The sequence below is a fragment of the Candidatus Thermoplasmatota archaeon genome (genome assembly GCA_035540375.1).
Taxonomy (GTDB): domain Archaea; phylum Thermoplasmatota; class SW-10-69-26; order JACQPN01; family JAJPHT01; genus DATLGO01.
The window spans coordinates 83,183-105,529 of the sequence record DATLGO010000098.1; the positions used below are offsets into that span (position 1 = coordinate 83,183).

The window sequence follows — 22,347 nt, forward strand, 5'->3', positions numbered from 1 at the left end:
CCCCGCATCCGTGCACGTCGAGCACGCCGCGATCGTCCCCGGGCGGGTCGCCCACCGGGACTACCAGCTCGCGATCGCGGCCGAGTGCCTGAAGCGGAACACGCTCGTGATCCTCCCGACCGGCCTCGGGAAGACCGTGATCGCGCTCCTCGCGATCGCCGAGCGGCGCGTCACGCACCCGGGCAAGGTCCTCTTCCTCGCCCCGACGAAGCCTCTCGTCGAGCAGCACGCGGCCTTCCTGCGCGAGACGCTCGCGCAGGCGAAGGTGGCGGTCTTCACGGGCGAAACCCCGCCCGAGGACCGCGAGGCCGAATGGCGCGACGCCGACGTCGTTTGCTCGACGCCGCAGGTCGTCCAGAACGACCTCATCGCGGATCGCATCGACCTCAAAGGCACGACGCTCATCGTCTTCGACGAGGCCCACCGCGCCTCCGGCAACTACGCCTACGTCTACATCGCGGAGCAGTACCTGCGGGCGCGCTTCAACGGGCTCGTGCTGGGCATGACCGCGTCGCCGGGCTCGAACGCGACCAAGGTGCGCGAGATCTGCATGCGGCTCGGGATCGAGGGCATCGAGGCGCGCACGGAAGCGGACGCCGACACGCAGGCCTACGTGCAGGACGTGGGCGTCGAGTGGGTCGAGGTTCCCGTTCCGGAGCGACTGAAGCAGATCGCCGACCGGCTGCGCGAAGCGCTCGAGGCGCGCGTCGCCGAGCTGCGCGTCGGCGGCTTCTACAAGGCGTCGTTCGTGAGCAAGAAAGAGCTTCTCGCGCTCGCGGGGCGCCTGCAGGGCGCGCTCGCGGAGGCCAATCGCAGCGGCCGTCCCGCCTCGCCCATCTACGCCGCGCTCTCGGCGCAGGCCGCCGCGCTCAAGGCGAACCACGCGCTCGAGCTCGCGGAGACGCAGGGTCTCGGCGCGCTGAACGCGTACTTCGAGCGGCTCGGCTCGGACGAGAGCAAGGCCGCGAAGGGCCTCCTCGCGGATCCGCGCGTGATCGAGGCGAGACGCCTCGCCTCCGAGGCCCGCATCGAGCACCCGAAGCTGCGACGCGTCGCGGTCACGGTCCGTCAGCAGCTCGAGGCGAAGCCCGACGCGCGCATCATCGTGTTCACGAACTACCGCGACATGGCGGAGCTGCTCGAGCGCGAACTCGCGAAGCTCGACGGCGCGCGGCCCGTCCGGTTCGTGGGTCAAGCCACGAAATCGGACGTCGACCGCGGGCTCTCGCAGAAGGAGCAGGTCGAGATCGTGCGGAAGTTCAAGGAGGGCGTCTTCAACGTCCTCGTCGCAACCTCCGTCGCGGAGGAGGGCCTCGACATCCCCGCGACCGATCTCGTCGTCTTCTACGAACCGGTCCCTTCCGAGATCCGGTCCATCCAGCGCCGCGGCCGGACGGGACGCAAGCGGGCGGGCCGCGTCGTGATCCTCATGACGAAGGGCACGCGCGACGAGCAATATCATTGGGCCTCGAAGGGGAAGGAGAAGCGGATGCGCCGCGAGATCGAAGCCCTTCGCGCGCATTTCAAGGCCGTGAACGAGTCGGAGAAGGGCGACGGCTGGAAATCGGCCTTCGGCGCGAAGCAGGCCACGCTCGACGTCGCGACGGGCGGCGGCGAGGCCCGGCCGAGCGCGGCGCGGCCGCGGCCTCCCGAGCGTCCTCTCACCGCGTTCGCGGCGCCCGCCGCCGCGGTCGCGGAGGAAGGTCGCGCGGTGGTGATCGCCGACCATCGCGAGTTCGCAAGCGAGGTCGCGAAGGAGCTTTCGCGCGCGGACGTCGTCGTGCGACCGGAAACGCTCGAGACGGCCGACTACGTCCTGAGCGACCGCGTCGGCGTCGAGCGCAAGACCGCCGAAGACTACGTCGGGAGCCTCGTCGACGGCCGCCTCTTCGAGCAGGTGCGTGCGCTGCGGTCCGCCTACCCGACGCCCATCCTCGTCATCGAGGGGGACAACATCCTCGCCGTCCGCAAGGTGTCGCCGGCCGCCATCCACGCGAGCCTCGCGAGCATCCTCACGGACTACCGCGTGACCGTCCTCACGACGCGCGACCCGCGCGAGACGGCGGACCTGCTCGCCGCGCTCGCGAAGCGGGAGCAGCTGCGCGAAGGCCGCGCGGTCGCGATCCGCCACGGGAAGACCGCGATGAGCGACGACGAGCGCCTGCGCTTCATCGTCGAAGGCCTGCCGAACGTCTCCGTGGTGCTCGCGCGCCGTCTCCTCGAAGCGTTCGGAACCATCGAGGCCATCGCGAACGCGGGCGTGGACGACCTCGCGCGCGTCCAGGGCATCGGCCGCCCGACCGCCGAGGAGATCCACCGCGTCCTGCGCGCGCCGTTCACCGGACGCGCCCGCCCGCGCGCCGGCAGCGCGCCCCCGGAGGAGAAGCGATGACCCGCGCCACCACCCGTCACCCGTCGAAGGGACCCGCGAACAGCCTCTGGTACTGGGTCGAATCCGTCGGCTTCTGGAAGACCGTGCGCAACTACGTGCTCATGGTGCTCGCGCGCATCTCGCCGAGCCTCCGCTTCAAGCACGTCCTCTACCGCGCGATGGGCGCGAAGATCGGGGCGAAGGCGTCGATCGGCCTCGAGGTCACGTTCGACGTGTTCTTCCCGGAGCTCATCGAGATCGGCGAGAACTCGATCGTGGGCTACAACACGACGATCCTCTGCCACGAGTTCCTTGTGGACGAATACCGCACCGGCCGCGTGAAGATCGGCAGGAACGTGACGATCGGGGCGAACTGCACGATCCTCCCCGGCGTCACCATCGCGGACGGATCGGTCGTCTCCGCGATGAGCCTCGTGAACCGCGACGTCGACGGTTTCGTCGGCGGGGTTCCGGCGCGTCCGCTCGCGAAGCGCTAGCGCCACGCGAACAACTGGACGCGCCCGTTCACGGTGCCCCACGTCGCGCCCCCGTCGATCCACACGGTGCGCTCCCGGAAGAACACGGTCGACCCGAGCGGGACGGACGGGCCGTAGTCGATCGTGAGGTCGTCGAGCGCGACCCACGCGAGGGCGTTCTCAAGGAACGCCGCGGTCTCGTGCGCGGGGACCCGCACGCTTGCGACCACCGCCGGCCCCTCCCCGGTCGCGAGGTTGCCGTGGCGCGCCTCGAGGACGGGGAGCCGGCCCTCCCCAGGGACCTGGGCCTCGAGCACACGGTGGAAGGCGCCTTGCGCCGCCGCGGCCCATCGGGGCGTCGCGTTGCCGTAGAGGCCGTGCGCGAGCGCGTTGGGGAACGTGAGCAGCGGGTGCGCGGCGTCGAGGGCGTCGAGGAAGGCGCCGGGAGCCGACCCCGCCGCGCCCTCGTTCGCGGCGGTGATCGCGGGCGCGAGGAGCGCGCCGTCGGCGCGGGCGCTCGGGAGCACGATGACGCCGCCGCCCGCCGCGGCCCAGGCCTGCACCGAGCGGCCGAAGCGCAGCCCCTCCGCCGTGGCGGCGAGCGTCGCGTGGTCCACCTCGCTTCCGAACACGAGCGCGTCGATGCGTGTGGACGCGAAGCCCGGCCGGACGTCGAGCGCGGAAACGCCCGCGACGTCCACGCGCGCCGAGGCGACGACAGGGCCTTGGCCCCACGACGCGACGAGCGCGCCCGGCGGCGGCGCCACGAGGCGCGAGCCGTTCCAGCGGAGCGCGACGAGCGCGGCCTCGCCCTCGGGGCGCGCCGCGGTCGCGGAGACGGGCCCGAGCGTCTCGCGCGCGGGAAGCGCGGCGAACGTCCTCCAGGCTCCGGCGCAGGGAAGCGCGCACGTTTCGACCTCGGCCCCGTCCGCGACGGGCGCGCCGAGGAGGGGCAAGAGCGTCGTCGGCGAGAGGATGGCCTCGAGATGGACGGCGAGCGGCGCGCCCTGCGGGACGTCCGCGAGCGCGACGGCGCCGAGGACGAGCCGGCTGTCCTCCCCGTGGGTGTAGTTCCAGCGCCCGGACGCGTCGAGGCGGGACGGCGTCGCATACCATGCGCCGTCCGCGTCCGCGGCCGCCCAACTCGAGGCGGGCGCGAGGCCGGCGCCCGCCGCGCCGTCGTGACCGAGGAGGCGGAGCGACAACGCGCGAAGGGCGGCGGCGTCGGCATCCGGGTACACGTCGCCCGCGGTGTCGTTGGCGAAGCCCGCGCCGGACGCGACGAGCGCGGCGCGCTCGCGCTCGGCGGCGAGGCCCGCCGCCGCGACGTACGCGACGCGGCGCCGGGCGAGCGCGTCCGCGAGCGCGTCCTCCTCGAGGACGGGCCGGACGCGCAGGCGGAAATAGCTCGGCTCGACCCCGAGGCCTTCGCGCGCATCCTCGTACGTCCACCTCGCGCCCCCGACGTCGCCGCGGGCGAGGGCGTGGAGGCGCGCGAGGGAGACCTCGGGTCCGTCGCGCGCGCGCAGCCCCGGCACCGTCGGGACGACGTCCGACTCCAGCCAGTCGGACGGGACGCCGGGCTTTGCAAGGAGGAGGTCGAGCGCGCCGTCGGCCGCGTGGAGGCCCGCGACGACGTCGGAGGCGGGGCCGGCGACGCGCGCGGGTTCCTGCATCTGCGAGACCGAGAACGAGAACGCGAGCGCGAAGACGCCGAAGGCGACGGCGAAGCCGACCACGTTCGATGCGCCCCGGTCGTCCACGCCGCACCTCGACGGGTCATGGCCGGGGCTCAGCCATCAGGGTTCAGCGAGAGGCCCTGGGGACGAGGGGCACAAGGGCCCTATGATATCAGTTCGATATCAACGGGAGGCGGTGACGACCTCTCCCGGACGGGTCGTCGACCCGGCCGAAAGGATGACGCCCACGTTGAGCGACGTGTTGATGCCCGTGTGCACGTCGTCGCCGAGGACGACGCCCATCTTGCGCCGGCGCGTGTCCACACGCTCGCCCTCGGGGGTGGTCACCTTCACGCTCCGGCCGTCGTGGCGCAGGTTCGCGACCACCGTCGCGGCGCCGAGGTTCGCCCGGGCGCCGATGACCGAATCGCCCACGTACGCGAGGTGCGCGGCGTGCGCGCCCTCCATGAGGACGCTCGCCTTGATCTCGCAGGCGTTGCCGACCTTCGCGCCGCGCGAGAGCGCCGTGTTGGGGCGGATGTAGCAGTTCGGGCCGACGACGCAATCGGGTCCGATCCACGCGGGGCCCTCGACGTAGGTTCCCGACTTGACGACGGCGCCGGGTCCGACGTACACCTCGCCCTTGAGGACCGCGCCCGGCTCGACGGTTCCCTCGATGCGTCCCTTGAGGCGCGCGAGGATGCGCTCGGTCGCGGAGAGGATGTCCCACGGATAGCCGATTTCGATCCACTCGGCGATCTCGACGAGGCGGAAGACGACGCCGCGCGCGATCGCGCCGTTCAGGGCGTCCGTGAGCTCCAGCTCGCCCCGCGGGGAGGGCTTCACCGCGGCGAGGTCGCGCTCGAAACCCGCGGGCACGACGTAGGCGCCCGCGTTCGCGAGGTTCGACGGGGGCTTCGGGCTCTTCTCGACGACCCCCGTCGCGCGTCCGTCCTTCACGGAGAAGACGCCGTACCGCTCGGGCTCGGCGGCGCGGAAGGCGGTAACGGCGGGGCCGCCCGCGGCGAGGGCCGCGAGCGTCTTGGGCTCGAAAAGGCAATCGCCGTTCACGACGAGCGTGTCCTCGGGGAACGGCCCGGCCGCGGCGACGGCGTCCGCCGTGCCGCGCGGGGCGGCCTGGCGCGCGTAGCGCACGCGGGATCCGAAGGCGGAGCGGACCGCCTCCTCCTTGTAATGCGTGACGAGCGTGACGTCGTCGACGCCGGCCTCGCCGAGGGCGTCGAGCAGCCGCTCGAGGAGCGGGACGCCCGCGACCGGCAGCAGGACCTTGGGACGGTTGGCCGTGAGGGGCCGCATGCGCTTTCCCTCGCCGGCGGCGAGGACGACCGCGCGCATGTCATCACTCCGTCGTGCCGCGGGCGCGTTCCTGCACGAGCACGACCCCGGTGCCGATGAGCGCGAGGAGGGCGAGGAAGACGACGACGAAGCCGACGGCCTGGACGTTGTCGTACGTCGCCTGGCAGGCCGAAGCCGTGCGCGCGACGTTGCATCCGAAGCGCGTGATGGGGCCAACGACGAGGTCGGCGAGGAACCACCCGACGACCGCGAGGACCACCTCGACGGCGACGAGCGTGGGTCCGATCCAGGTCTTCATCATGACACCTCGGCCTTCAAGGCACCCTCGGCCCTCGTCTTGAGTCTTTCGAGGTCCTCCGGGCGACGCGCCTCGGCGGTCCAGCGCACCTTCGGCTCCGTGCCGCTCGCGCGCACGAGGATCCAGCCCTCCGGAAGGTCCACGCGCACCCCGTCGAGCGTCGAGACCCGACCCTCGCCCGCAAGACGCCGCGCGACGCCCGCGAGGACGGCCGCCTTGCGCTCGTTCGGGACCGGGTGGGACCCGCGGGCGATCGGGTAGCGCGGAAGCGCGTCCACGAGCTTCGAGAGGGGTCCCTCGCGCGCCACTTTGTGCGCGAGCGTCGCGGCCGCAAGCGGTCCGTCGGGGCAGAGGCTGAAGTCCGGAAAGATGAAGGCGCCCGAGGCCTCGCCGCCCCAGCCGCCGCCCGTTCTCCGCAGCGTTTCCGAGACGTAGGCGTCCCCGACGCGCGTGCGGTCGATCGCGACGCCCGGGAGCGCGTCGTCGACGAGCAGGCTCGTGTCGACCGGAACCGCCACGCGGCGCGCGCCGGAAGCGCGCGCGAAGAGCGCGACGAGCGCGTCGCCCGCGACGGCGCGGCCGCGCTCGTCAACGGCCGCGAGCCGGTCCGCGTCGCCGTCGTGCGCAAGGCCCAGGTCCGCGCCCGTCTGGCGCACGACCTCGGAGAGCGCGCGCAGGTTCTCGGCGCTCGGCTCGCTCGGGCGGCCCGGGAAGGTGCCGTCGGGCTGCGCGTTCAGGGTGACGACGCTCGCGCCGAGCGCGCGCATGAGGAGCGGGGATTCGAGGGAGGCGGCGCCGTTGCCGCAGTCGACGACGACGCGCAGCGGCCTCGGAAGCGTCCCGAGACGCTCGACGATCGCGCGCGCGTGGCGGCCCGTCGCGTCCTCGTAGACGCGCGAGGCGCCGACGCCCCGCCAATCGGGCCGCGGCGGGTCGGCGGCGGCCATGCGCTTCTCCACGTCGGCGCGCTGGGCCGCGTCGAAGGCCGACCCGTCGGGATTCCAGGGCTTGAAGCCGTTGTATTCGGGCGGGTTGTGGCTCGCCGTGATCGCGACGCCGCACGCGAAACCGTCACGGGTCGCGTAGGCGAGCGCGGGGGTCGGCGCGAGACCCGCGCGGGCGACGCTCGCGCCCGCCGAGAGGAGGCCCGCGACGAGCGCCTCCTCGAGCATGATGGAGGAGGTGCGCGCGTCGCGGCCGACGACGACGCTTGCGTGGGTCGCGCCGAGGGCGAGGCCGAGCCGCACGGCGATGTCGGGCGTGACCTCGGTGAGGAGGCCGCGGATGCCGGAGCTTCCGAACTGCACGCGGCCGCAAGGGAAGGGCCCGAACTTAGCGCTTGCGCGGTCCTTCGCGCCCCGGTCAAGGACCAGGCCGTCACACGAGGGGGACGGAGACGTCGACCGAGACGTCGAAGGCCGCCGGCGCGCGGTTTGTCGCGTGGATCCAATCGCTCGTCGTGACCTCGAGGCCGAGCCCGTGGCCGGCGGGCAGGACGTAGCTTACGCCCACGAGGTCGACCGTGGCCATCGCGGGGCCGTTCCCGAGCGGGAGGCGCAGCGGCGTCGTCTGCTCGTCAAGCGTGCGCTTCGTCTTGAGGTCGACGAGGCGGAGGAACACGAACGCCTCCGCCCCCGTCCCTTCGACCGTGACCGTCGCCCGGGGGATGCCGGTCACCTCGCGCGGCGAAGACTCCGGAGGAAGCACGGTGAAGACGAAGGACGACACGCCGCGATCGACGGCCGCGAAATCGTGCGACCCCGAGAAGCCTCCCGCGGAAAGTCCGGGATGGCCGCCGCCCGTGGGAAGCGGCGTCGAGACGAGCCGGCCCGTGCCCGAGGCCGTGGCCCACGTCGTGCTGGCCGGGGGCCATCCGGTCGCCTCGCGCCAGGATCCGTCGCTCGTCTGCCACTCGACGGGCGCGCCCGTCGCGACCGAAGGGTCGTCGTGGAGCCATCGCGTCATCCACGCGACCTGCATCGCGGTCACATGCGTCGTGTTCGAGACGTAGGGACAGCCCGAGTGGCCTCCGCAGTAAAGCATGAGCTTCGCGGGGGTCCCGTCCGGCACCGCGAGGAAGTTCGCGACGGCCTCGTTCGCGTTGAAGAGGGCGTCGGGCCACCCGCTCGTGACGAGCGTGGGAACCGCGGCTGCGCCCGCATAGGTGGCGGGCGACCGGTAGGCGAGGCCGTCGAGCACCTCGTCGTTCGCCGCGTTCGTTGCGTGGACGTGGGTCCACCACGCGGGGAGGCTCGTGTTGTAGCCCAGGGCCTGCGGGCCCGCGGGGTTCAGCGGCGAAAGTCCGTTCGCGACGCCGGTCGCAAGCCCCGCGCCGAAGAGGACCTCGATCCAAAACGTCTTCGGCACGCCGTTCGGGGCGAGGCTGTAGCGGAGATCCGACCAGGCGATGTCGGGGGCGATCGCGTCGAGGCGCGCGTCGAACGCGCCCGCGAGGAGCTGGATCCCGCCCGCGTAGGAGCCGCCGATCATCCCGACGCGCGGATCGCCAGGCCCGTCGAGCGCGATTTTCGGATCCTTCGCGAGCATGTCGAGGAGGGCGCTGACGTCGCGCACCTCGTGGTCGGGACTGTTGAGCTCCACGAAACCGCCGGATTCGCCGAAGCCGCGCGAGTCCCACGTCAGGACGGCGAAACCCGCGTCGAGCATGCGCGCGACGCTCCCGCTCGCGTTGGTCGAACGCGAGCCGGCCCAGCCGTGCGTCATGAGGACGACCGGGACCGGGGCCTCGGCCGAGGCGCCCGCGGGCGTGAAGAGCGTGTAGACGATGGGCGTGCCGTCGAACGAGGCCAGGACGCCGGTTCTCACCTGGGGCAGGTGCGAGGACGAATGCGCAAGGGGCGCAAGCGCGGGCGCGAGGACGGCGGCGGCGAGGACGAGGGCGATCGACGAGCGGTGCATGGATGAAAGCCTCCCGGAGCGCCGTACGGCCGTGGGGGGTCATGGACGTTGCGCGGGTGATTCGCGGCGGTTAAATACGAAACGGCGGGTGGTGGGAACGTGCGCGTGGAGACGCAGCGCCCCTGGGACCTCGCCCTCGTCGCGGGCCTCGCGCTCGCCACCGTCGCGGTGGTCCTCGCCTTCCCGTGGCCGCCCCTCCGACTCGTCCTCGGCCTCCTGTTCGTGCTCGTCGCCCCCGGCTACGCGCTCGTGGCGGCCCTTTTCCCCGAGCGCCGGCGCGTGACCGTCGTCCGCAAGGGCGAGGACGCCGAGGCGACCGAGGAGGTCAAGGAGGGCCTCGACGCCGTCGAGCGCATCGCGCTGAGCCTCGGTCTCAGCATCGCCGTCGTGCCCCTCGCGGGCCTCGCGCTCAACTTCACGCCCTGGGGCATCCGGCTCGTCCCCATCCTCGCGACGCTCGCCGGTTTCACGCTCGCCGCGTGCGCGGTCGCCGCCTGGCGTCGCGCGCGATTGCCGGCCTCGGAGCGCTTCGTCGTGGCCTTCGATCTCTCGCCTCCGTCCTGGCGCGGCCAGTCGCCCCTCGACAAGGCCCTCACCCTCGGGCTCGCGCTCGCGGTGGTGATCGCGGGCGCGGCGCTCGCCTACGTCCTTGCGACGCCGAGGGAAGGCGAATCGTTCACGGAATTCTACGTCCTCGGTCCGACGGGCAAGGCCGAAGGGTATCCCTCGAACCTCTCGGCGGACGAGACGGGACGCGTCATCGTGGGCATCGTGAACCGCGAAGGGGAAGGCGTCCCGTACGCGGCGCGCGCCTACGCCGAGCGGGGTTCGTTCGTGAACGGTACGGGCGCGAACCGGACGTTCGTCGTCGCCGAGACGATCCCCATCGCGGCGTGGAACGCCACCCTCGCCGACGGCGAGAAGGACGAGCGCAACGTGACCTACGCGTTCGCCGAGCCCGGAACGTACAGGGTTCGCTTCGATCTCGACCGCCCCGGCGCCGAATCGCCCTACCGCCGCCTGCACCTCTGGGTCGCCGTCACAGGTTGAGGATCGCGCGGATGCGCGCGACGACGATGTAGACGAACGCGAGGACGCCGAGGAAAACGAAGACGCCGATGCGTTCGCGGACCGACGCGGGCGCGTGCGCGCCCAACGCCTCGCGCAGGACGAGCAGGCCCACGAGGACGACGACCACGTACACGTCGATCGCGCCCGTCGAGGCGAGGGCCGCGCCCGCGAAGCCCACGAGCCCGATGAACGCGAGCCCGGCGGCGGCCGCGAGCCTCACGGGCCCTCCGGGCGGAACCGGATCGCGACCGCGGGCGGCTCGACGAGGGCGGATTCGACCGCGACGGGACGCGCGAGCGCCTTCGCGAGCGCGCATCCCGCGGCCTGGCAGAGGGCGCACCCGGCGCGCTCGCACGCGGGCGAGGCGGGGTCCTCGAAGCAAGGCAAAGCAACGGCCGCGCGACGGAAATGCACCACGAGGGTCTCCCCCTCGGAAGCGACCCGAACGCCGCCGGCGAGATCGCTTGCCCCCGCAAGGCCCTTGAGGAACGACTCGACGTCGGCGACGCTCGCGCCCGCGAGGACGGCGCCCGAGGCCTCCTCGTGCGCGGCGAGGAGCGCGAGCCCGGAGGGCGCGACCGCGGCGCCGATCTTCGTCGACGTGCCCGCATAGGCGACGGTGGTCGCATCGAGGATCGGCACCGGCTTCGCGTTGTCGCTTGCGGGCATGAAGAGCCGCGGCGCGCCGACGTTGCCCTGGTCGTGCACGTAGACCGGTCGACCTTCGAGGCGGAGGCCGCGGCGCACGTCCGCGAGCGCGCGCGCGTCGCCCGCGAGGAGCGGCGCGACCGAGGAGGCCGGGACGGCGCGCTCCGCGACCACGAGCGCGACGAAGAGCCCCGTCGCGCCGAAGGCGAAAGCGAGCATCGCGTTCACGGGCGCGTCGAGAAGCAGGAAGGACGGAACGGCGAGGCTCGCCGCGAGCGCGCCGAGCGCGCGGATCCGCCAGTCGCTCCGCATCGGCGCGCGAGAGGTCCCGGCGCGATATATGGGTTCCGAAGAGGCGCCGCCCGGAGGCGCAAGCAAAGCCTTGATGATGCAGGGAAAGCCTCGGCCGCGCATCATGGAGCGCAGCCTGGGGCCCTTCATCCTCGCGCTCCTCCTCGCGCTCCCCGTCGCCGCGGCCGAAGGGAACCGCTTCCACGAGGACCCCGCCGCGGCCGAGGAGGATTACCGCGTCCTCGCCGCCCTCGCCTCGCGGATCTCTCTCGAGACCGCGCGGGGGGTCGAGGCCGCGTTCGCCCAGGACGACGAGGAGGCCGACGAGCGGCTTGCGGACGCGGACCGTCGCGCCCGCGCCCTTGCGGACGGGGCGCAGGTGGAGGCCCGGAGCGCGACGAGCGCGGCGCGGCTTGCGCCCTTCGCGCAGGCCACCCTTTCGGTCGCGACGAACGCGACGACGCTCGCGCGGGACTGGGCTCGCTTCAGCGCCATCGGGAGCGACGATCTCGCCTCCCCCGCGCGGTACGCCGAAGCGCTCTTCCTCCTCGCGAGCGCGCGAGGCGCCCTCGCCGACGCGACGCACGGCGTCGACGCGCTCGACCGGCTCGAAGTCGACGTGACGCGCCTGCGCGGCGCGCTCGCGACCGCCGAAGCGGCGATCGCCGAGGCGACCGCGCGCCTCGAACGAGAAGCGGCCCACGCCGTCTCCGGCATCCTGCTCGAGGCGACCCCGGCGCGCCTCGCGCTCGGCGAAACCCTGACGCTTCGCGGCCTTCTCGCGCGGACCGACGGCGACGTCGGCGGCGTCGTGGTCCTGCTCGAGGCCGACGGGCGACCCTGGGGCGAGGCGACGACGGACAAGCACGGCTTCTTTCAGCTCGCGCGCGCCGTTCCCATGGACCTCGCCGTCGGCCGCCACGAAGCGGTCGCGCGCGCCGCGGGGCTCGTCTCCGCGCCCGCTGTCTTCGAGGTCGGGCGCATCCCGACGACGCTCACCCTCGCTCCCGCCCGCGGAACGTTTCAACCGGGAACCGACCCCTCGTTTTCCGTCGGGCTCTTCGACGCGCATGGTCGCGGCGTCGACGCGCGCGTCGCGCTCTCGCGCGGCGGCGTCGACGTCGGCGCGATCGAGGTCGTCGGGGGGCGCGGCGCCTTCGTGTGGGCGGGCGCGGGACTCGCGCTCGGCGACCACGTCCTCGAGGCCCGCTTCGAGGGCACGCGCACGCACGCCCCGTCGCGCGCCGAGGCGTCGTTCGGAGTCGGGACCTCCCGAAGCGACGGGGCGTCGCGCCCCGGGGGGCTCGACCTTTCCGTGGCCCTCCGCGCCCTCCTCGTCGTCGCCCTCGTCCTCCCGCATGCCTGGGCCCTCGACCGGTCGCGCGCTCCGCGCGGCCTTCTCTATGTCGGTCCGATCGCGGCCGGCCTTTTCGCAACGGCGCTCGCCGACTTGCCCACGGGGGCCGTCGCGGCCGCGCTCGCCGCCGCCGCGAGCGCGATCCACGCGCGCGGCCGGCGCGCGCGGGCGATCGCGCCCGAGCCGCCCGTCCGAGAGACGCCCGCGACGCGCGCCGCGGCGCCCGTCGCGAACGAGGAGCCCGCGACCGCGCGGGAAGCCGTCGCGGCCGCCTACCTCCGCATCCTCCGGGACCTCGAAGCCTCAGGCCTCGAAACGGGCCCGCGCACGCCGCGCGAGATCGAGCGCATCCTCCTCGACCGCGGCCATCCGGCAGGGCCGGTCCGCGAGGTCACGCGGCTCGCCGAGCGCGCGCTCTACGAAGGGCGCGCGGCCGACGAGGACGTGCCGGCCTTCATGACCGCCGCGCGATCCATCGGGGGGAGCGCGGGATGAGACGCGCGACGGGGCGGTTCTACGCGCTCACCGCGCTCGTGCTCGTCGTCGCGGCGCTCGTCACCGCCGCGCTCATGCAGCCCATCGTGGGCACGCGCACGGATTTCAGCCTGTTCAACACCCGGTGGAACGGCGCGAGCGGCTTCGCCGCGGAGGCGCACGGCGCGGGAGGCCTCGTGCCCGCGTTCGACGTCGCGGAGGACGACGGGAACCTTTCGATCGTCCACCGCTCGTTCGCGGAGTTCGCGCCCGACCCCGGCGGGGCGAGCCTTGTCGTCCTCGGACCGGGAAGCGATCCGAACGAGGAGGAAGCGGCGTGGCTCCGCCAATTCGTGAGGGCCGGGGGCCGCGCGCTCGTCGCCGACGATTTCGGCCGGGGCAACGCGTTTCTCGAGGCCATCGGAGCGAAAACGCGCTTCGCGGGCGACGCCCTCGCGGGCCTCGCCTACGCCCGGAGCCCCGGTTTCGTCGTCTCCGCGAACTTCACCGCGCACCCGCTCGTCGAGGGCGTCTCCGAAAGCGTGCTCTCCTTCCCGACCGCCCTCGATCTCGGGGGCTCGGCCACGTCCCTTGCGCGAACGGACGGGTCGACGTGGCTCGACCGCGACCGCGACCTCGAGCGGGACGCGGGCGAGCAAGCGGGCCCGTTCACGTGGATCGCGGTCGAGCGCGTCGGCGCCGGCGAGGTGCTCATCGTGGCCGACCCCAGCGTCTTCGTGAACGGCCTGCGCCCGCTCGGGGACAACGCGCGCCTCGCGTCGAACGCGATCGCGTGGCTCGCGATCGACGGGCGCCGCATCCTGATCGACGAATCCCACCGCGATTACCCGGATCCCGTGCGGTTCCTCGGCGCGTCGCTGCGGGCGCTCCCCGAAACCTGGAGGCTCGGCCTCGCCGTCGGGGGCTTCCTCGCGTTCGTCGCCTTCGCATCCGTCGACGGCCGCGCGCTCGCGCGACGCCCCCGCGCCGCGCTCGAGCGCCTCCTCGGCCGCCTCCTTCCCCCCGCCAGACCGCGGACCCGCGATCTCGTCGCGGAGGCGCGCAAGCGGCACCCTGATTGGGACGAAAGCGCTTTGACAGACATCCTCGCTCAGTGGAAGGTCAAGCCATGACGGATCCCGCCGCGATCGCGAAGAGCCTCGAGCGCGCCCGAGCCGAGATCGCCCGCGTCGTCGTCGGCTACGACGACGTCGCCACCGACCTCCTCGTGGGGCTCCTCGCGAACGGCCACGTGCTCCTCGAAGGGGTCCCGGGCATCGCGAAGACCACGCTCGCGAAGACCTTCGCAACGGCGAGCGGCCTCACGTTCAAGCGCGTCCAGTTCACGCAGGATCTTCTTCCGGCGGACATCACGGGGCATTACTACTTCGACCAGAAAACCGAGGACTTTGCGATGCGGCGCGGCCCGGTCTTCACGAACCTCCTCCTCGCGGACGAGATCAACCGCGCGCCGCCCAAGACGCAAAGCGCCCTCCTCGAAGCGATGGAGGAGCGGCAGGTGACGATCGAGGGCCGCACCTTCCCGCTCGAATCGCCGTTCATGGTCATCGCGACGATGAACCCGGTCGACGTCGAGGGCGTGTACAAGCTCCCCGAAGCGCAGCTCGACCGCTTCATGATCCGCACGCGCATGGGCTACCTCGACCCCGAACGCGAGCGCCAGATGCTCGAAGCGAAGGCTTTCGCGGCGCCGCGGACCGTGTCCCCCGCCCTCGACGACAAGACGCTCAAGGCCGCGCAAGCCGCGGTCCAGGCGGTCCACGTCGAACGCGACGTCGTCGCCTACGTGCAGGGCGTCGCGCGGGCGACGCGCGACCACCCGGGCGTGACGCTCGGCGCGAGCCCGCGCGCGATGGAGCAGATGATGCAGGCCGCCCGGGCCATCGCGCTCCTCGACGGCCGGGGCCACGTCCTTCCGGACGACGTGAAATACGTCGCCCCGCGCGTTCTCAACCACCGCATCATCCTCCACGTGGACGCCGAGATCGAAGGCAAGACGCCCGAGTCCGCGGTCGCGGATGCCCTCGCGAAGGTCGAGGTCCCGAAGGGGCCGCCCGCCCGCAGCGCCGCCTTCTCGGTCGCGCGTCGGGACACGCGGTGAAACCGTGGAGCCGACGGGCCTCGCGCGCGTCCTCCTTGCGGGCGGAGGCGGGCTCCTCGTCGTCGGCGTCCTCACGGCGAGCCTCGCCCCGAGCGCCGCGGGCCTCGCCGTCATCCTCCTCCTTGCCCACGCGCGCTTCGCGGCCGACGCGGCCTTCGCCGCGACGACGCTCCGGTACAAGCGCCGCGTCCTCGAGCCCGTCCTCCACGAGGGCGAGGCCTTCCACGTCGAGATCGACGGGCGCGACTCCGCGCTCCCCCCGGGCGTCCGCGTCTCGGCGCGCGACCTTCGCCCCGCGGAGACGCCCGCCCTCGACGACCCGACGGTCGAAGGCGCGGATACCGCTACGTACACGCTCCTTGCGACCGCGAAGGGGACGCACACGTTCACGCACGTCGTCGCGGATCTCTTGGACGCGCGCGGCCTCTGGCGCGCGCGACGCCTCGTGCCGCTCGAGACCACGGTGCACGCGCTCGCGAGCCTCGAAGCGATCGAGGCCGGTCGACGCCTCGCGAAACGCGACCCGCTCGACGCGTCCGCGAAGAGCCCCGTCGGACTCCTCGTGCGGGACCTCGAGTTCGAGAGCCTGCGCGCGTTCGCGCCCGGCGACCGCCTGCGCGACGTCGACTGGAAGCGGTACGCCAAGGTCGGCGCCCTCCTCACGAAGACCTGGGAGAAGGAGCTCGAAGCGACGGTCCTCGTCCTCCTGGACGCGGGGCGCACGATGCGCGCCGCGGACGACCGCGCCTCGAAGCTCGACCATGCCGCGACGCTCGCGCTCGAACTGGTGGAGGCCGCGATCGACCGCAATCACCGCGTCGCCTTCGCGGCCTTCGACGAGCTCGACGTCGTGGACGACGTACCCGCGACGCGGGACCGCTCCCTCCCGCGCCGGCTCGCCGAGCGCCTCGCGGACCTCCCGGCCCGGCTCCTCGCGGCGCGCCGCCTCGACGTCGGGCTACCGGACGACGCGCCCGCCGACGCGGGCGAGGTCGCCTTCCTCGCGGCCGTCCAAGGCCTCGCCGCGCGCGCGCCCGCGCGCCCCCGACCCGGCGTCGCGGTCGCGACGGAGCGCGCGATCGCGGGCCTCGGGGACCAGAAGCTCTTCGTCGTCCTGTTCACGGACCTCGAGACCCTGCCTGACGCGACCCTGAAGTCCGTCGCGACGCTCGCCGAGCGCGGCCACCGGGTGGTCGCGGTCGTCCTCCCCGGCACGAGCTACCGCGCGCCGCCCGCCGAGCCGCGCCTGCGCGACCTCGAGAACGCCTACCGGGAGCGCGCCACGCGCCGACGCGCCCGCACGGCGCTCGCGCGGCGCGGCGTCCGCATCGTCGAGATCGATCCCGGGACGACCGCCGCCGCCATCGCGGCGGCGGCCAGGAAGGACCCCAACGCGCGAGGAGGGGTCCGATGAGGCTCGACCGCCGGCTGCCGGCCCTCGCCGCCCTCGCGGCCGCAAGCGCGCTCTGGATCACCTGGCCCGGCGCCGAGCACGCGGGATTCGCCGTCGCGCTCGCCGGGTTCGCCGGTCTCTTCGTCTGGCGCCGGGAGCGCGCCCTCGGTCTCGCCGCCCTCGCCGGGGCCGCCATCGCGACCTCGACCTTCGACGGCGACGGGCCGCGCGCGTGGGCCGCCGCCCTCCTGCTCCTCGTCCCGCTGGACGCGCTGCTTCTCGAAGATCGGCCCGTTCCGCGGTCCCGCCTGCCCGTCCGGACCGCCGGGCTCGTCGCGGGATTCGCGGCCGTCACCCTCGCCATGCTCGCTTGGGCCCCGACGGGCGGGCTCCTCGACGCGAACGCGTCCGGGACGCTCACCGCGACGCTCCTCGTCGCGGCCGTGGGGGCCGGCGTAGCGGTGTTCCTGCGCGGAGACGCCGACCTCGCCGGGTGAGGCGCTCTCCCCAGGAAGTTTGGAGGAGCTTAAGTATCTGGGGACGCTTTGTGCGACCCGGTCGGCGATGGGGCTGCGAGAGCCGTCGCCGCGGCTGGTCGCACCATGAAGGGCATCATCCTCGCCGGCGGGTCGGGCACGCGCCTCCACCCCATGACGCGGGTCGTGAGCAAGCAGTTGCTCCCGGTCTACGACAAGCCGATGGTCTACTATCCGCTCTCGACCCTCATGCTCGCGGGCATCCGCGAAATCCTCGTCATCTCCACGCCCCACGACCTCCCGCTCTACCGCCAACTCCTCGGCGACGGGCGCGAACTCGGGTTGCGCCTGGAGTACGCGGAACAGCCGCACCCGGGCGGCCTCGCGCAGGCCTTCATCATCGGCCGGGACTTCGTGGGCGACGACGCCGTCACGCTCATCCTCGGCGACAACATCTTCTTCAGCCACGGGCTTTCGAAGCTCCTCCAGGATGCGGTGCGCTCGAACGAGGGCGCGACCATCTTCGGCTACCAGGTGCGCGATCCGCAGCGCTATGGCGTCGCGGAATTCGACGAGAAGGGAAACGTCGTGGGCCTCGAGGAGAAACCAAAGCAGCCGAAATCGAGCTTCGCGGTCACCGGCCTCTACATCTACGACAACGAGGTTCTCGACATCGCGGCCGGCCTCGCGCCGTCGCCGCGCGGCGAGCTCGAAATCACTGACGTGAACATGGAATACCTCCGCCGCGGCAAACTGAAGCTCGTCAAGTTCGGCCGCGGCACGGCCTGGCTCGACACGGGGACGCACCAGTCGCTCCTCGAAGCGTCGAGCTTCATCGCGACCCTCGACCACCGGCAGACTCTCAAGGTGGCCTGCGTCGAGGAGGTCGCCTATCGGATGGGCTACATCACCGCCGGCGACCTCGAGAAGCTCGCCGCCGCGTACGGACCCAACAACGACTATCACAGCTACCTGACGAACATCGCGCGTCAGGCTCCTTGAGAGGAAACAACATGCCGTTCGACTTCAAGCGCTTCGACGACCTGCCCGACGTCATCCTGATCGAGCCGCGCGCGTTCGCGGACGACCGCGGGTGGTTCATGGAAACCTACAAGCGGAGCGAGTTCGTGAAGCACGGGATCCCGACGGATTTCGTGCAAGACAACCATTCGCGCTCCACCGCGAAAGGCACCATCCGGGGCCTCCACTATCAGAAGAACCCGACCGCGCAGGGCAAGCTCGTGCGCGCCGTCGTGGGCGGCATCTTCGACGTCGCGGTCGACATCCGCAAGGGCTCGCCGACGTTCGGGCGCTGGGTTTCGGCGGAACTCACCGCCGAGAACCGCCGCATGCTCTGGGTCCCGCCGGGCTTCGCGCACGGCATCTGCACGATCACGGACGTCGCCGAGATCATGTACAAGGTCACGGCCGAATACAACGCGGCCGACGACCGCGGCATCCGCTGGAACGACCCGACGCTCGGCATCCGCTGGCCGACGGCGACGCCCCACCTCTCCAAGAAGGACGCCGAAGCGCCCCTCCTCGACGCCGCCGAGAACAACTTCGCCTGGGAGGGACCGAAGTGAGCGCCGCGAAGCCGAAGGGCCACGTGCTCGTCACGGGCGGCGCCGGCTACATCGGCACCACGCTCACGGACCTCCTCCTCGCGCGCGGCTACGAAGTGACCGTCGTCGACCGATTCTTCTTCGGCGATACCCTCGCGGATCTCCGGGCGAATCCGAACCTCCATCTCGTCCGCGAGGACACCCGCAGCGTCCCGCCCTCCGTGCTCAAGGGCGTCGACGCGGTCATGGACCTCGCGGCGCTCTCGAACGACCCCGCGGGCGAGCTCGACCCCCAGAAGACGCTGGACATCAATCACGCGGCCCGGGCGCGCATGTGCAAGATGGCGAAGGCCGCGGGCGTCGGGCGCTACCTCCTCGCGTCGAGCTGCAGCATCTACGGGTTCCAGGACGAGGTCGTGGACGAGACGAGCCCCATCAACCCGCTCACGACGTACGCCGAGGCGAACGGCCTCGCGGAGCAGTCGAACCTCCCGCAGGCGAGCGAGAAGTTCACCGTCACGGCGCTCAGGCAGTCCACGGTCTACGGCCTGAGCCGTCGCATGCGCTTCGACCTCGCGATCAACGGCATGACGCTCGCCCTCCACAAGCAGGGGAGCGTCAAGATCATGCGCGACGGGACGCAGTGGCGCCCCATGGTGCACGTGCGCGACACGAGCCGCGCGTTCATCGCCGTCCTCGAGGCGCCGAAGGACAAGGTCAACGGAGAGATCTTCAACGTCGGCTCCTGGGACCAGAATCTCCAGATCCGCCCCCTCGCCGAGCGCCTCAGCACGGCCGTCGGGATCCCGTTCAAGGAGGAGTGGTACGGCGACCCCGACCACCGCTCCTACCGCGTAAGCTTCGAGAAGATCGAGAAGCGGATCGGGTACAAGACGCAGGTCACGCCCGAGGACGGCGCGCGGGAGATCTTCGAGCACCTCCAGAAGGGCACCCTCACGGACGGGCCCACGACGAACACGCTCGGATGGTACAAGACGCTCGTGCAGTGGGGCGAGCGCATGCGCGAGGTGGCGCCCCATGGCGTCGTCCTCTGAGCGCGTCGCGATCCTCGGGGCCACCGGCCAGCTCGGCCAGGACCTCGTGAAGGCCGCCGGACGCCTCGGCATCGAAGCCGTGCCGCTCGGGCACGAGCGGGTCGAGATCACGGACGCCGCGAGCGTCAAGGCCGCGCTCGAGGCCGTCCGCCCGACGGTCGTCGTGAACAGCGCCGCCTTCCACCAGGTCGACCGCTGCGAGGAGGACCCTGCGGCGGCCTTCGCCGCGAACGCGACCGGCGCGCTCAACGTCGCGCGGGCCTCGAAGGCCCTCGGCGCGCGCGTCGTGTACGTGAGCACCGACTACGTCTTCGACGGGACGCGGAAGCCCAGAGCGGGCCGCACGACGCCGGACTCGGCCTGGAGCGAGACGGACCTCCCCGCGCCGCTCAACGTGTACGGCGCCTCGAAGCTCGCGGGCGAGCACGCGACACGCCTCGCGAACCCGGACCACGTCGTCGCGCGCGTGTCGAGCCTCTTCGGCGTCTCCGGCGCCCGCGGAAAGGGCGGCAACTTCGTCGAGACCATCCTCAGGAAGGCGCGCGAAGGCGGCCCGCTCAAGGTCGTGAACGACCAGTGGATGACGCCCACGTACACGTGGGACGCGGCCGAGGCCATCCTGCGCCTCGCCCGCGCGGACGCGACGGGCGTCGTGCACGTCACGAATCCCGAAGCCGCCACGTGGCACGCGCTCGCCTCCGCGGCCGTCGAGCTTTGCGGCCTCGCGGTCCCCGTCGAGCCGGTGCCCGCGACCGCCTACCCGAGCCACGTCCAGAGGCCTGCCAACAGCGCCCTCGCGACCGACCGCCTCGCGAAGGTGCTCGGCGAGCCCCTGCGGCCGTGGCGCGCGGCGCTCGGAGCCTACCTGCGCGAGAAGGGCCACCTCTGAGCGAAGCGCCGAGTTTAAGGCCGCGCGAGCGATCGAAGGATGGGACAGCCATGAAGGCGAGGATCCGCGTCGACCGCGAGAAGATCGCGGAGTTCTGCCACCGCCGCAGGATCACGAAGCTCGCGCTCTACGGAAGCGTCCTCGGCGACGCGTTCCGGGCCGAAAGCGACGTCGACGTCCTTGCGGAGTTCGAGGCCGAGGCGCGCGTCACCCTTTTCGACATCGTGGCGATGGAGGACGAGCTGTCCTCGATTCTCGACGGGCGACGCGTCGACCTCCGCACCCCCGGCGACCTGGGGCCCCGCTGGCGTGAGGCGGTCATGGCGCGCGCGGAGACGATCTATGCCGAGGGCTGACCACGAGCGCATCCAGGACGCGCTCGAATACGCCCGCAAGGCCGTCCAGGCCGCGCGCGCCGAGGGGCCTGATGCGATCCGCGCGAGCGATCTCAAGCTCCATGGGCTCGTGCGCCTGCTCGAACTCGTGGGCGAGGCGTTGTCCGGCGTCCTCGCGCCGCTCCGCGACGGGCATCCGCAGATCCCCTGGCGCGAAGCCATGGCGGTCCGCAACAAGCTCATCCACGCGGTCCACGAGGTCGATTTCCGCATCGTACGGGACACCATCACGTTGCGCCTTCCGCCGCTCATCGTCGAACTGGAAAGGGCTTTGACGGGGAAGCAGCCCTCGGGAGGGCGGCCGTCATGACCGATCTCGACGCGGACGTCATCGTCATCGGGGCGGGCGCCGTCGGCACGTCCACGGCGTACCACCTCGCGAAGGCGGGCCGCCGCGTCCTCGTCCTCGAGAAGGAGGCCGGCCCCGCGATGCACCAGTCCGGCCGCAACTCCGGCGTCATCCACGCGGGCTACAACGTGAAGCCCGGCACCGCGAAGGCGAAGTTCTGCGTCGAAGGCAACCGCCGCCTCACGCGCTATTGCGAGGAGAAGGGCATCGCCCTCCACCCGGGCGGCATCCTGGTCGTCGCGCGCGAGCCCAAGGAACAGGAGGTCCTCGCGGAGCTTGCCCGCCGCGCGAAGGGCAACGGCGTCGACATCGCGATGCTCGACGAACGGGGCCTGCGCGAGCACGAGCCGCACGCGACCGGCGTCGAGGCGCTCCTCGCGAAGGAGGCGAAAAGCTTCGACGCGCGCGCCTTCGTCCACGTGCTCACCGGCGACGCGATCGCCGCCGGCGCGCACTTCCTCTACGACACCCGCGTCCACGCGATCGACGACCCGACGCTCGGCCGCACCACCGCGGACGGTCACGCGCCCGCCGAGGGGCGCGCGGGCGACACGGGCCGCGTCGTCCTGCGCACGAGCAAAGGCCCCCTCGCGGCGCGCGCGGTCGTGAACGCCGCGGGCCTCTTCGCGGACCGCCTCGCGGGCGTCCTCGCGAAGGACCTCCGCGTCATCCCGTTCCGCGGCTACTACGCGGAGCTCGCTCCCGCGCGCCGCGGCCTCGTCCGCTCGCACATTTACGCGGCGCCCGACCTCAACTTCCCCTTCCTCGGCGTCCACCTCTCCCGCCGCGCGGACGGCCGCGTCATCGTCGGACCCGGCGCCATGCTCGCCTTCGGCCGCGAAGCCTACACCTTCTGGGGCGCGAACGCGCGCGACCTCGCCTCGACCCTCGCCTACCCGGGCTTCTGGCGCATGATGATGAAGCGCGAGTTCCAGCGCCTCGCCGTGAGCGAGGTCGCGAAATCCCTCTCCCTCAAGGCCATCTGGAAGGAGGCCCGCCTGCTCGTCCCGGACCTCCGCGCGGCGGATCTGGTTCCGTCGTACGCCGGGAACCGCGCGCAGATGGTGTCGCGCGACGGCAAGCTCGTCGAGGACATCGTCGTGCGCGAAACGGGCCGCGCCGTGCACGTGTTGAATGCCGTCAGCCCCGGACTGACCTGCTCGCTGCCGTTCGGGGAGGACGTGGCGGGAAGGGTGGGGGCT

General features: G+C 72.5%; 22 protein-coding genes. 15 read left to right on the forward strand and 7 right to left on the reverse strand.

From position 1 onward, the window contains the following. Window positions 1-10 precede the first annotated feature (10 nt). Together VM889_11850 and VM889_11855 are read left to right on the forward strand one after the other, a co-directional pair. Complete coding sequence (locus VM889_11850) at window positions 11-2,392, forward strand: DEAD/DEAH box helicase (GenBank protein HVL49243.1); 2,382 nt, start codon at window positions 11-13, stop codon at window positions 2,390-2,392. Next, a complete protein-coding gene (locus VM889_11855; protein HVL49244.1) occupies window positions 2,389-2,868 on the forward strand; it encodes an acyltransferase in 480 nt (159 codons plus the stop codon). Before VM889_11850 ends, VM889_11855 begins: the two co-directional genes overlap by 4 nt. On the opposite strand, the gene VM889_11860 is transcribed toward VM889_11855, so the two are convergent. From VM889_11860 to VM889_11880, 5 genes are all read right to left on the reverse strand, one after another. Continuing rightward, on the reverse strand, window positions 2,865-4,610 hold the full coding sequence (locus tag VM889_11860) for a hypothetical protein (protein HVL49245.1): 1,746 nt from the start codon (window positions 4,608-4,610) through the stop codon (window positions 2,865-2,867). The genes VM889_11855 and VM889_11860 overlap by 4 nt on opposite strands. 99 nt (window positions 4,611-4,709) lie before the next feature. Then, entirely contained in the window at window positions 4,710-5,882 is a 1,173-nt protein-coding gene (gene glmU / locus VM889_11865) for a bifunctional sugar-1-phosphate nucleotidylyltransferase/acetyltransferase (GenBank protein HVL49246.1), read from the reverse strand. 4 nt (window positions 5,883-5,886) lie between these two features. Further along, complete coding sequence (locus tag VM889_11870) at window positions 5,887-6,141, reverse strand: hypothetical protein (protein ID HVL49247.1); 255 nt, start codon at window positions 6,139-6,141, stop codon at window positions 5,887-5,889. Next, window positions 6,141-7,448 carry a phosphoglucosamine mutase gene (gene glmM, locus VM889_11875; GenBank protein ID HVL49248.1) on the reverse strand — a complete coding sequence of 436 codons (1,308 nt, stop codon included), beginning with the start codon at window positions 7,446-7,448 and terminating at the stop codon, window positions 6,141-6,143. Before glmM ends, VM889_11870 begins: the two co-directional genes overlap by 1 nt. Before the next feature lie 70 nt (window positions 7,449-7,518). Further along, window positions 7,519-9,060 carry a CocE/NonD family hydrolase gene (locus tag VM889_11880; protein ID HVL49249.1) on the reverse strand — a complete coding sequence of 514 codons (1,542 nt, stop codon included), beginning with the start codon at window positions 9,058-9,060 and terminating at the stop codon, window positions 7,519-7,521. A 99-nt stretch (window positions 9,061-9,159) separates the two neighbouring features. Between VM889_11880 and VM889_11885 the strand changes: the two genes are divergently transcribed. After that, window positions 9,160-10,110: a DUF1616 domain-containing protein gene (locus tag VM889_11885; GenBank protein ID HVL49250.1), complete on the forward strand. Its 951-nt coding sequence runs from the start codon at window positions 9,160-9,162 to the stop codon at window positions 10,108-10,110. On the opposite strand, the gene VM889_11890 is transcribed toward VM889_11885, so the two are convergent. Continuing rightward, on the reverse strand, window positions 10,100-10,351 hold the full coding sequence (locus VM889_11890) for a hypothetical protein (protein HVL49251.1): 252 nt from the start codon (window positions 10,349-10,351) through the stop codon (window positions 10,100-10,102). The genes VM889_11885 and VM889_11890 overlap by 11 nt on opposite strands. Further along, window positions 10,348-11,091, reverse strand: a complete 744-nt coding sequence (locus VM889_11895) for a hypothetical protein (protein HVL49252.1) — start codon at window positions 11,089-11,091, stop codon at window positions 10,348-10,350. The genes VM889_11890 and VM889_11895 overlap by 4 nt, the downstream gene beginning before the upstream one ends. A 103-nt stretch (window positions 11,092-11,194) precedes the next feature. Between VM889_11895 and VM889_11900 the strand changes: the two genes are divergently transcribed. From VM889_11900 to lhgO, 12 genes are all read left to right on the forward strand, one after another. Next, window positions 11,195-12,922: a hypothetical protein gene (locus tag VM889_11900; GenBank protein HVL49253.1), complete on the forward strand. Its 1,728-nt coding sequence runs from the start codon at window positions 11,195-11,197 to the stop codon at window positions 12,920-12,922. After that, window positions 12,919-14,034 (forward strand): DUF4350 domain-containing protein, encoded by a 1,116-nt coding sequence (locus tag VM889_11905; GenBank protein ID HVL49254.1) that lies wholly within the window; start codon window positions 12,919-12,921, stop codon window positions 14,032-14,034. Before VM889_11900 ends, VM889_11905 begins: the two co-directional genes overlap by 4 nt. Further along, a complete protein-coding gene (locus tag VM889_11910) occupies window positions 14,031-15,023 on the forward strand; it encodes a MoxR family ATPase (GenBank protein ID HVL49255.1) in 993 nt (330 codons plus the stop codon). The genes VM889_11905 and VM889_11910 overlap by 4 nt, the downstream gene beginning before the upstream one ends. Before the next feature lie 4 nt (window positions 15,024-15,027). Next, entirely contained in the window at window positions 15,028-16,437 is a 1,410-nt protein-coding gene (locus tag VM889_11915; GenBank protein ID HVL49256.1) for a DUF58 domain-containing protein, read from the forward strand. Then, a complete protein-coding gene (locus VM889_11920) occupies window positions 16,434-16,913 on the forward strand; it encodes a hypothetical protein (GenBank protein HVL49257.1) in 480 nt (159 codons plus the stop codon). The genes VM889_11915 and VM889_11920 overlap by 4 nt, the downstream gene beginning before the upstream one ends. A 105-nt stretch (window positions 16,914-17,018) precedes the next feature. Further along, window positions 17,019-17,894: a glucose-1-phosphate thymidylyltransferase RfbA gene (gene rfbA, locus VM889_11925; GenBank protein HVL49258.1), complete on the forward strand. Its 876-nt coding sequence runs from the start codon at window positions 17,019-17,021 to the stop codon at window positions 17,892-17,894. Window positions 17,895-17,905: 11 nt separating this feature from the next. After that, complete coding sequence (gene rfbC, locus VM889_11930; GenBank protein ID HVL49259.1) at window positions 17,906-18,478, forward strand: dTDP-4-dehydrorhamnose 3,5-epimerase; 573 nt, start codon at window positions 17,906-17,908, stop codon at window positions 18,476-18,478. Further along, window positions 18,475-19,512 (forward strand): SDR family oxidoreductase, encoded by a 1,038-nt coding sequence (locus VM889_11935; GenBank protein ID HVL49260.1) that lies wholly within the window; start codon window positions 18,475-18,477, stop codon window positions 19,510-19,512. Before rfbC ends, VM889_11935 begins: the two co-directional genes overlap by 4 nt. Next, on the forward strand, window positions 19,496-20,401 hold the full coding sequence (gene rfbD / locus VM889_11940) for a dTDP-4-dehydrorhamnose reductase (protein HVL49261.1): 906 nt from the start codon (window positions 19,496-19,498) through the stop codon (window positions 20,399-20,401). Before VM889_11935 ends, rfbD begins: the two co-directional genes overlap by 17 nt. Before the next feature lie 50 nt (window positions 20,402-20,451). After that, window positions 20,452-20,757 carry a nucleotidyltransferase domain-containing protein gene (locus tag VM889_11945; protein ID HVL49262.1) on the forward strand — a complete coding sequence of 102 codons (306 nt, stop codon included), beginning with the start codon at window positions 20,452-20,454 and terminating at the stop codon, window positions 20,755-20,757. Further along, entirely contained in the window at window positions 20,744-21,106 is a 363-nt protein-coding gene (locus VM889_11950) for a HepT-like ribonuclease domain-containing protein (protein ID HVL49263.1), read from the forward strand. The genes VM889_11945 and VM889_11950 overlap by 14 nt, the downstream gene beginning before the upstream one ends. After that, a partial coding sequence (gene lhgO / locus VM889_11955; protein HVL49264.1) for an L-2-hydroxyglutarate oxidase occupies window positions 21,103-22,347 on the forward strand: 1,245 nt, incomplete at its 3' end. The genes VM889_11950 and lhgO, both read left to right, overlap by 4 nt.

Bases quoted from the DNA above. Each gene is read 5' to 3' on its own strand.
- VM889_11855 (HVL49244.1), top strand. From the start codon at position 2,389: ATGACCCGCGCCACCACCCGTCACCCGTCGAAGGGACCCGCGAACAGC.
- glmU (HVL49246.1), bottom strand. From the start codon at position 5,882: ATGCGCGCGGTCGTCCTCGCCGCCGGCGAGGGAAAGCGCATGCGGCCC.
- VM889_11870 (HVL49247.1), bottom strand. From the start codon at position 6,141: ATGAAGACCTGGATCGGACCCACGCTCGTCGCCGTCGAGGTGGTCCTC.
- VM889_11880 (HVL49249.1), bottom strand. From the start codon at position 9,060: ATGCACCGCTCGTCGATCGCCCTCGTCCTCGCCGCCGCCGTCCTCGCG.
- VM889_11895 (HVL49252.1), bottom strand. From the start codon at position 11,091: ATGCGGAGCGACTGGCGGATCCGCGCGCTCGGCGCGCTCGCGGCGAGC.
- VM889_11900 (HVL49253.1), top strand. From the start codon at position 11,195: ATGGAGCGCAGCCTGGGGCCCTTCATCCTCGCGCTCCTCCTCGCGCTC.
- VM889_11905 (HVL49254.1), top strand. From the start codon at position 12,919: ATGAGACGCGCGACGGGGCGGTTCTACGCGCTCACCGCGCTCGTGCTC.
- VM889_11910 (HVL49255.1), top strand. From the start codon at position 14,031: ATGACGGATCCCGCCGCGATCGCGAAGAGCCTCGAGCGCGCCCGAGCC.
- VM889_11920 (HVL49257.1), top strand. From the start codon at position 16,434: ATGAGGCTCGACCGCCGGCTGCCGGCCCTCGCCGCCCTCGCGGCCGCA.
- rfbA (HVL49258.1), top strand. From the start codon at position 17,019: ATGAAGGGCATCATCCTCGCCGGCGGGTCGGGCACGCGCCTCCACCCC.
- rfbC (HVL49259.1), top strand. From the start codon at position 17,906: ATGCCGTTCGACTTCAAGCGCTTCGACGACCTGCCCGACGTCATCCTG.
- rfbD (HVL49261.1), top strand. From the start codon at position 19,496: ATGGCGTCGTCCTCTGAGCGCGTCGCGATCCTCGGGGCCACCGGCCAG.
- VM889_11945 (HVL49262.1), top strand. From the start codon at position 20,452: ATGAAGGCGAGGATCCGCGTCGACCGCGAGAAGATCGCGGAGTTCTGC.
- VM889_11950 (HVL49263.1), top strand. From the start codon at position 20,744: ATGCCGAGGGCTGACCACGAGCGCATCCAGGACGCGCTCGAATACGCC.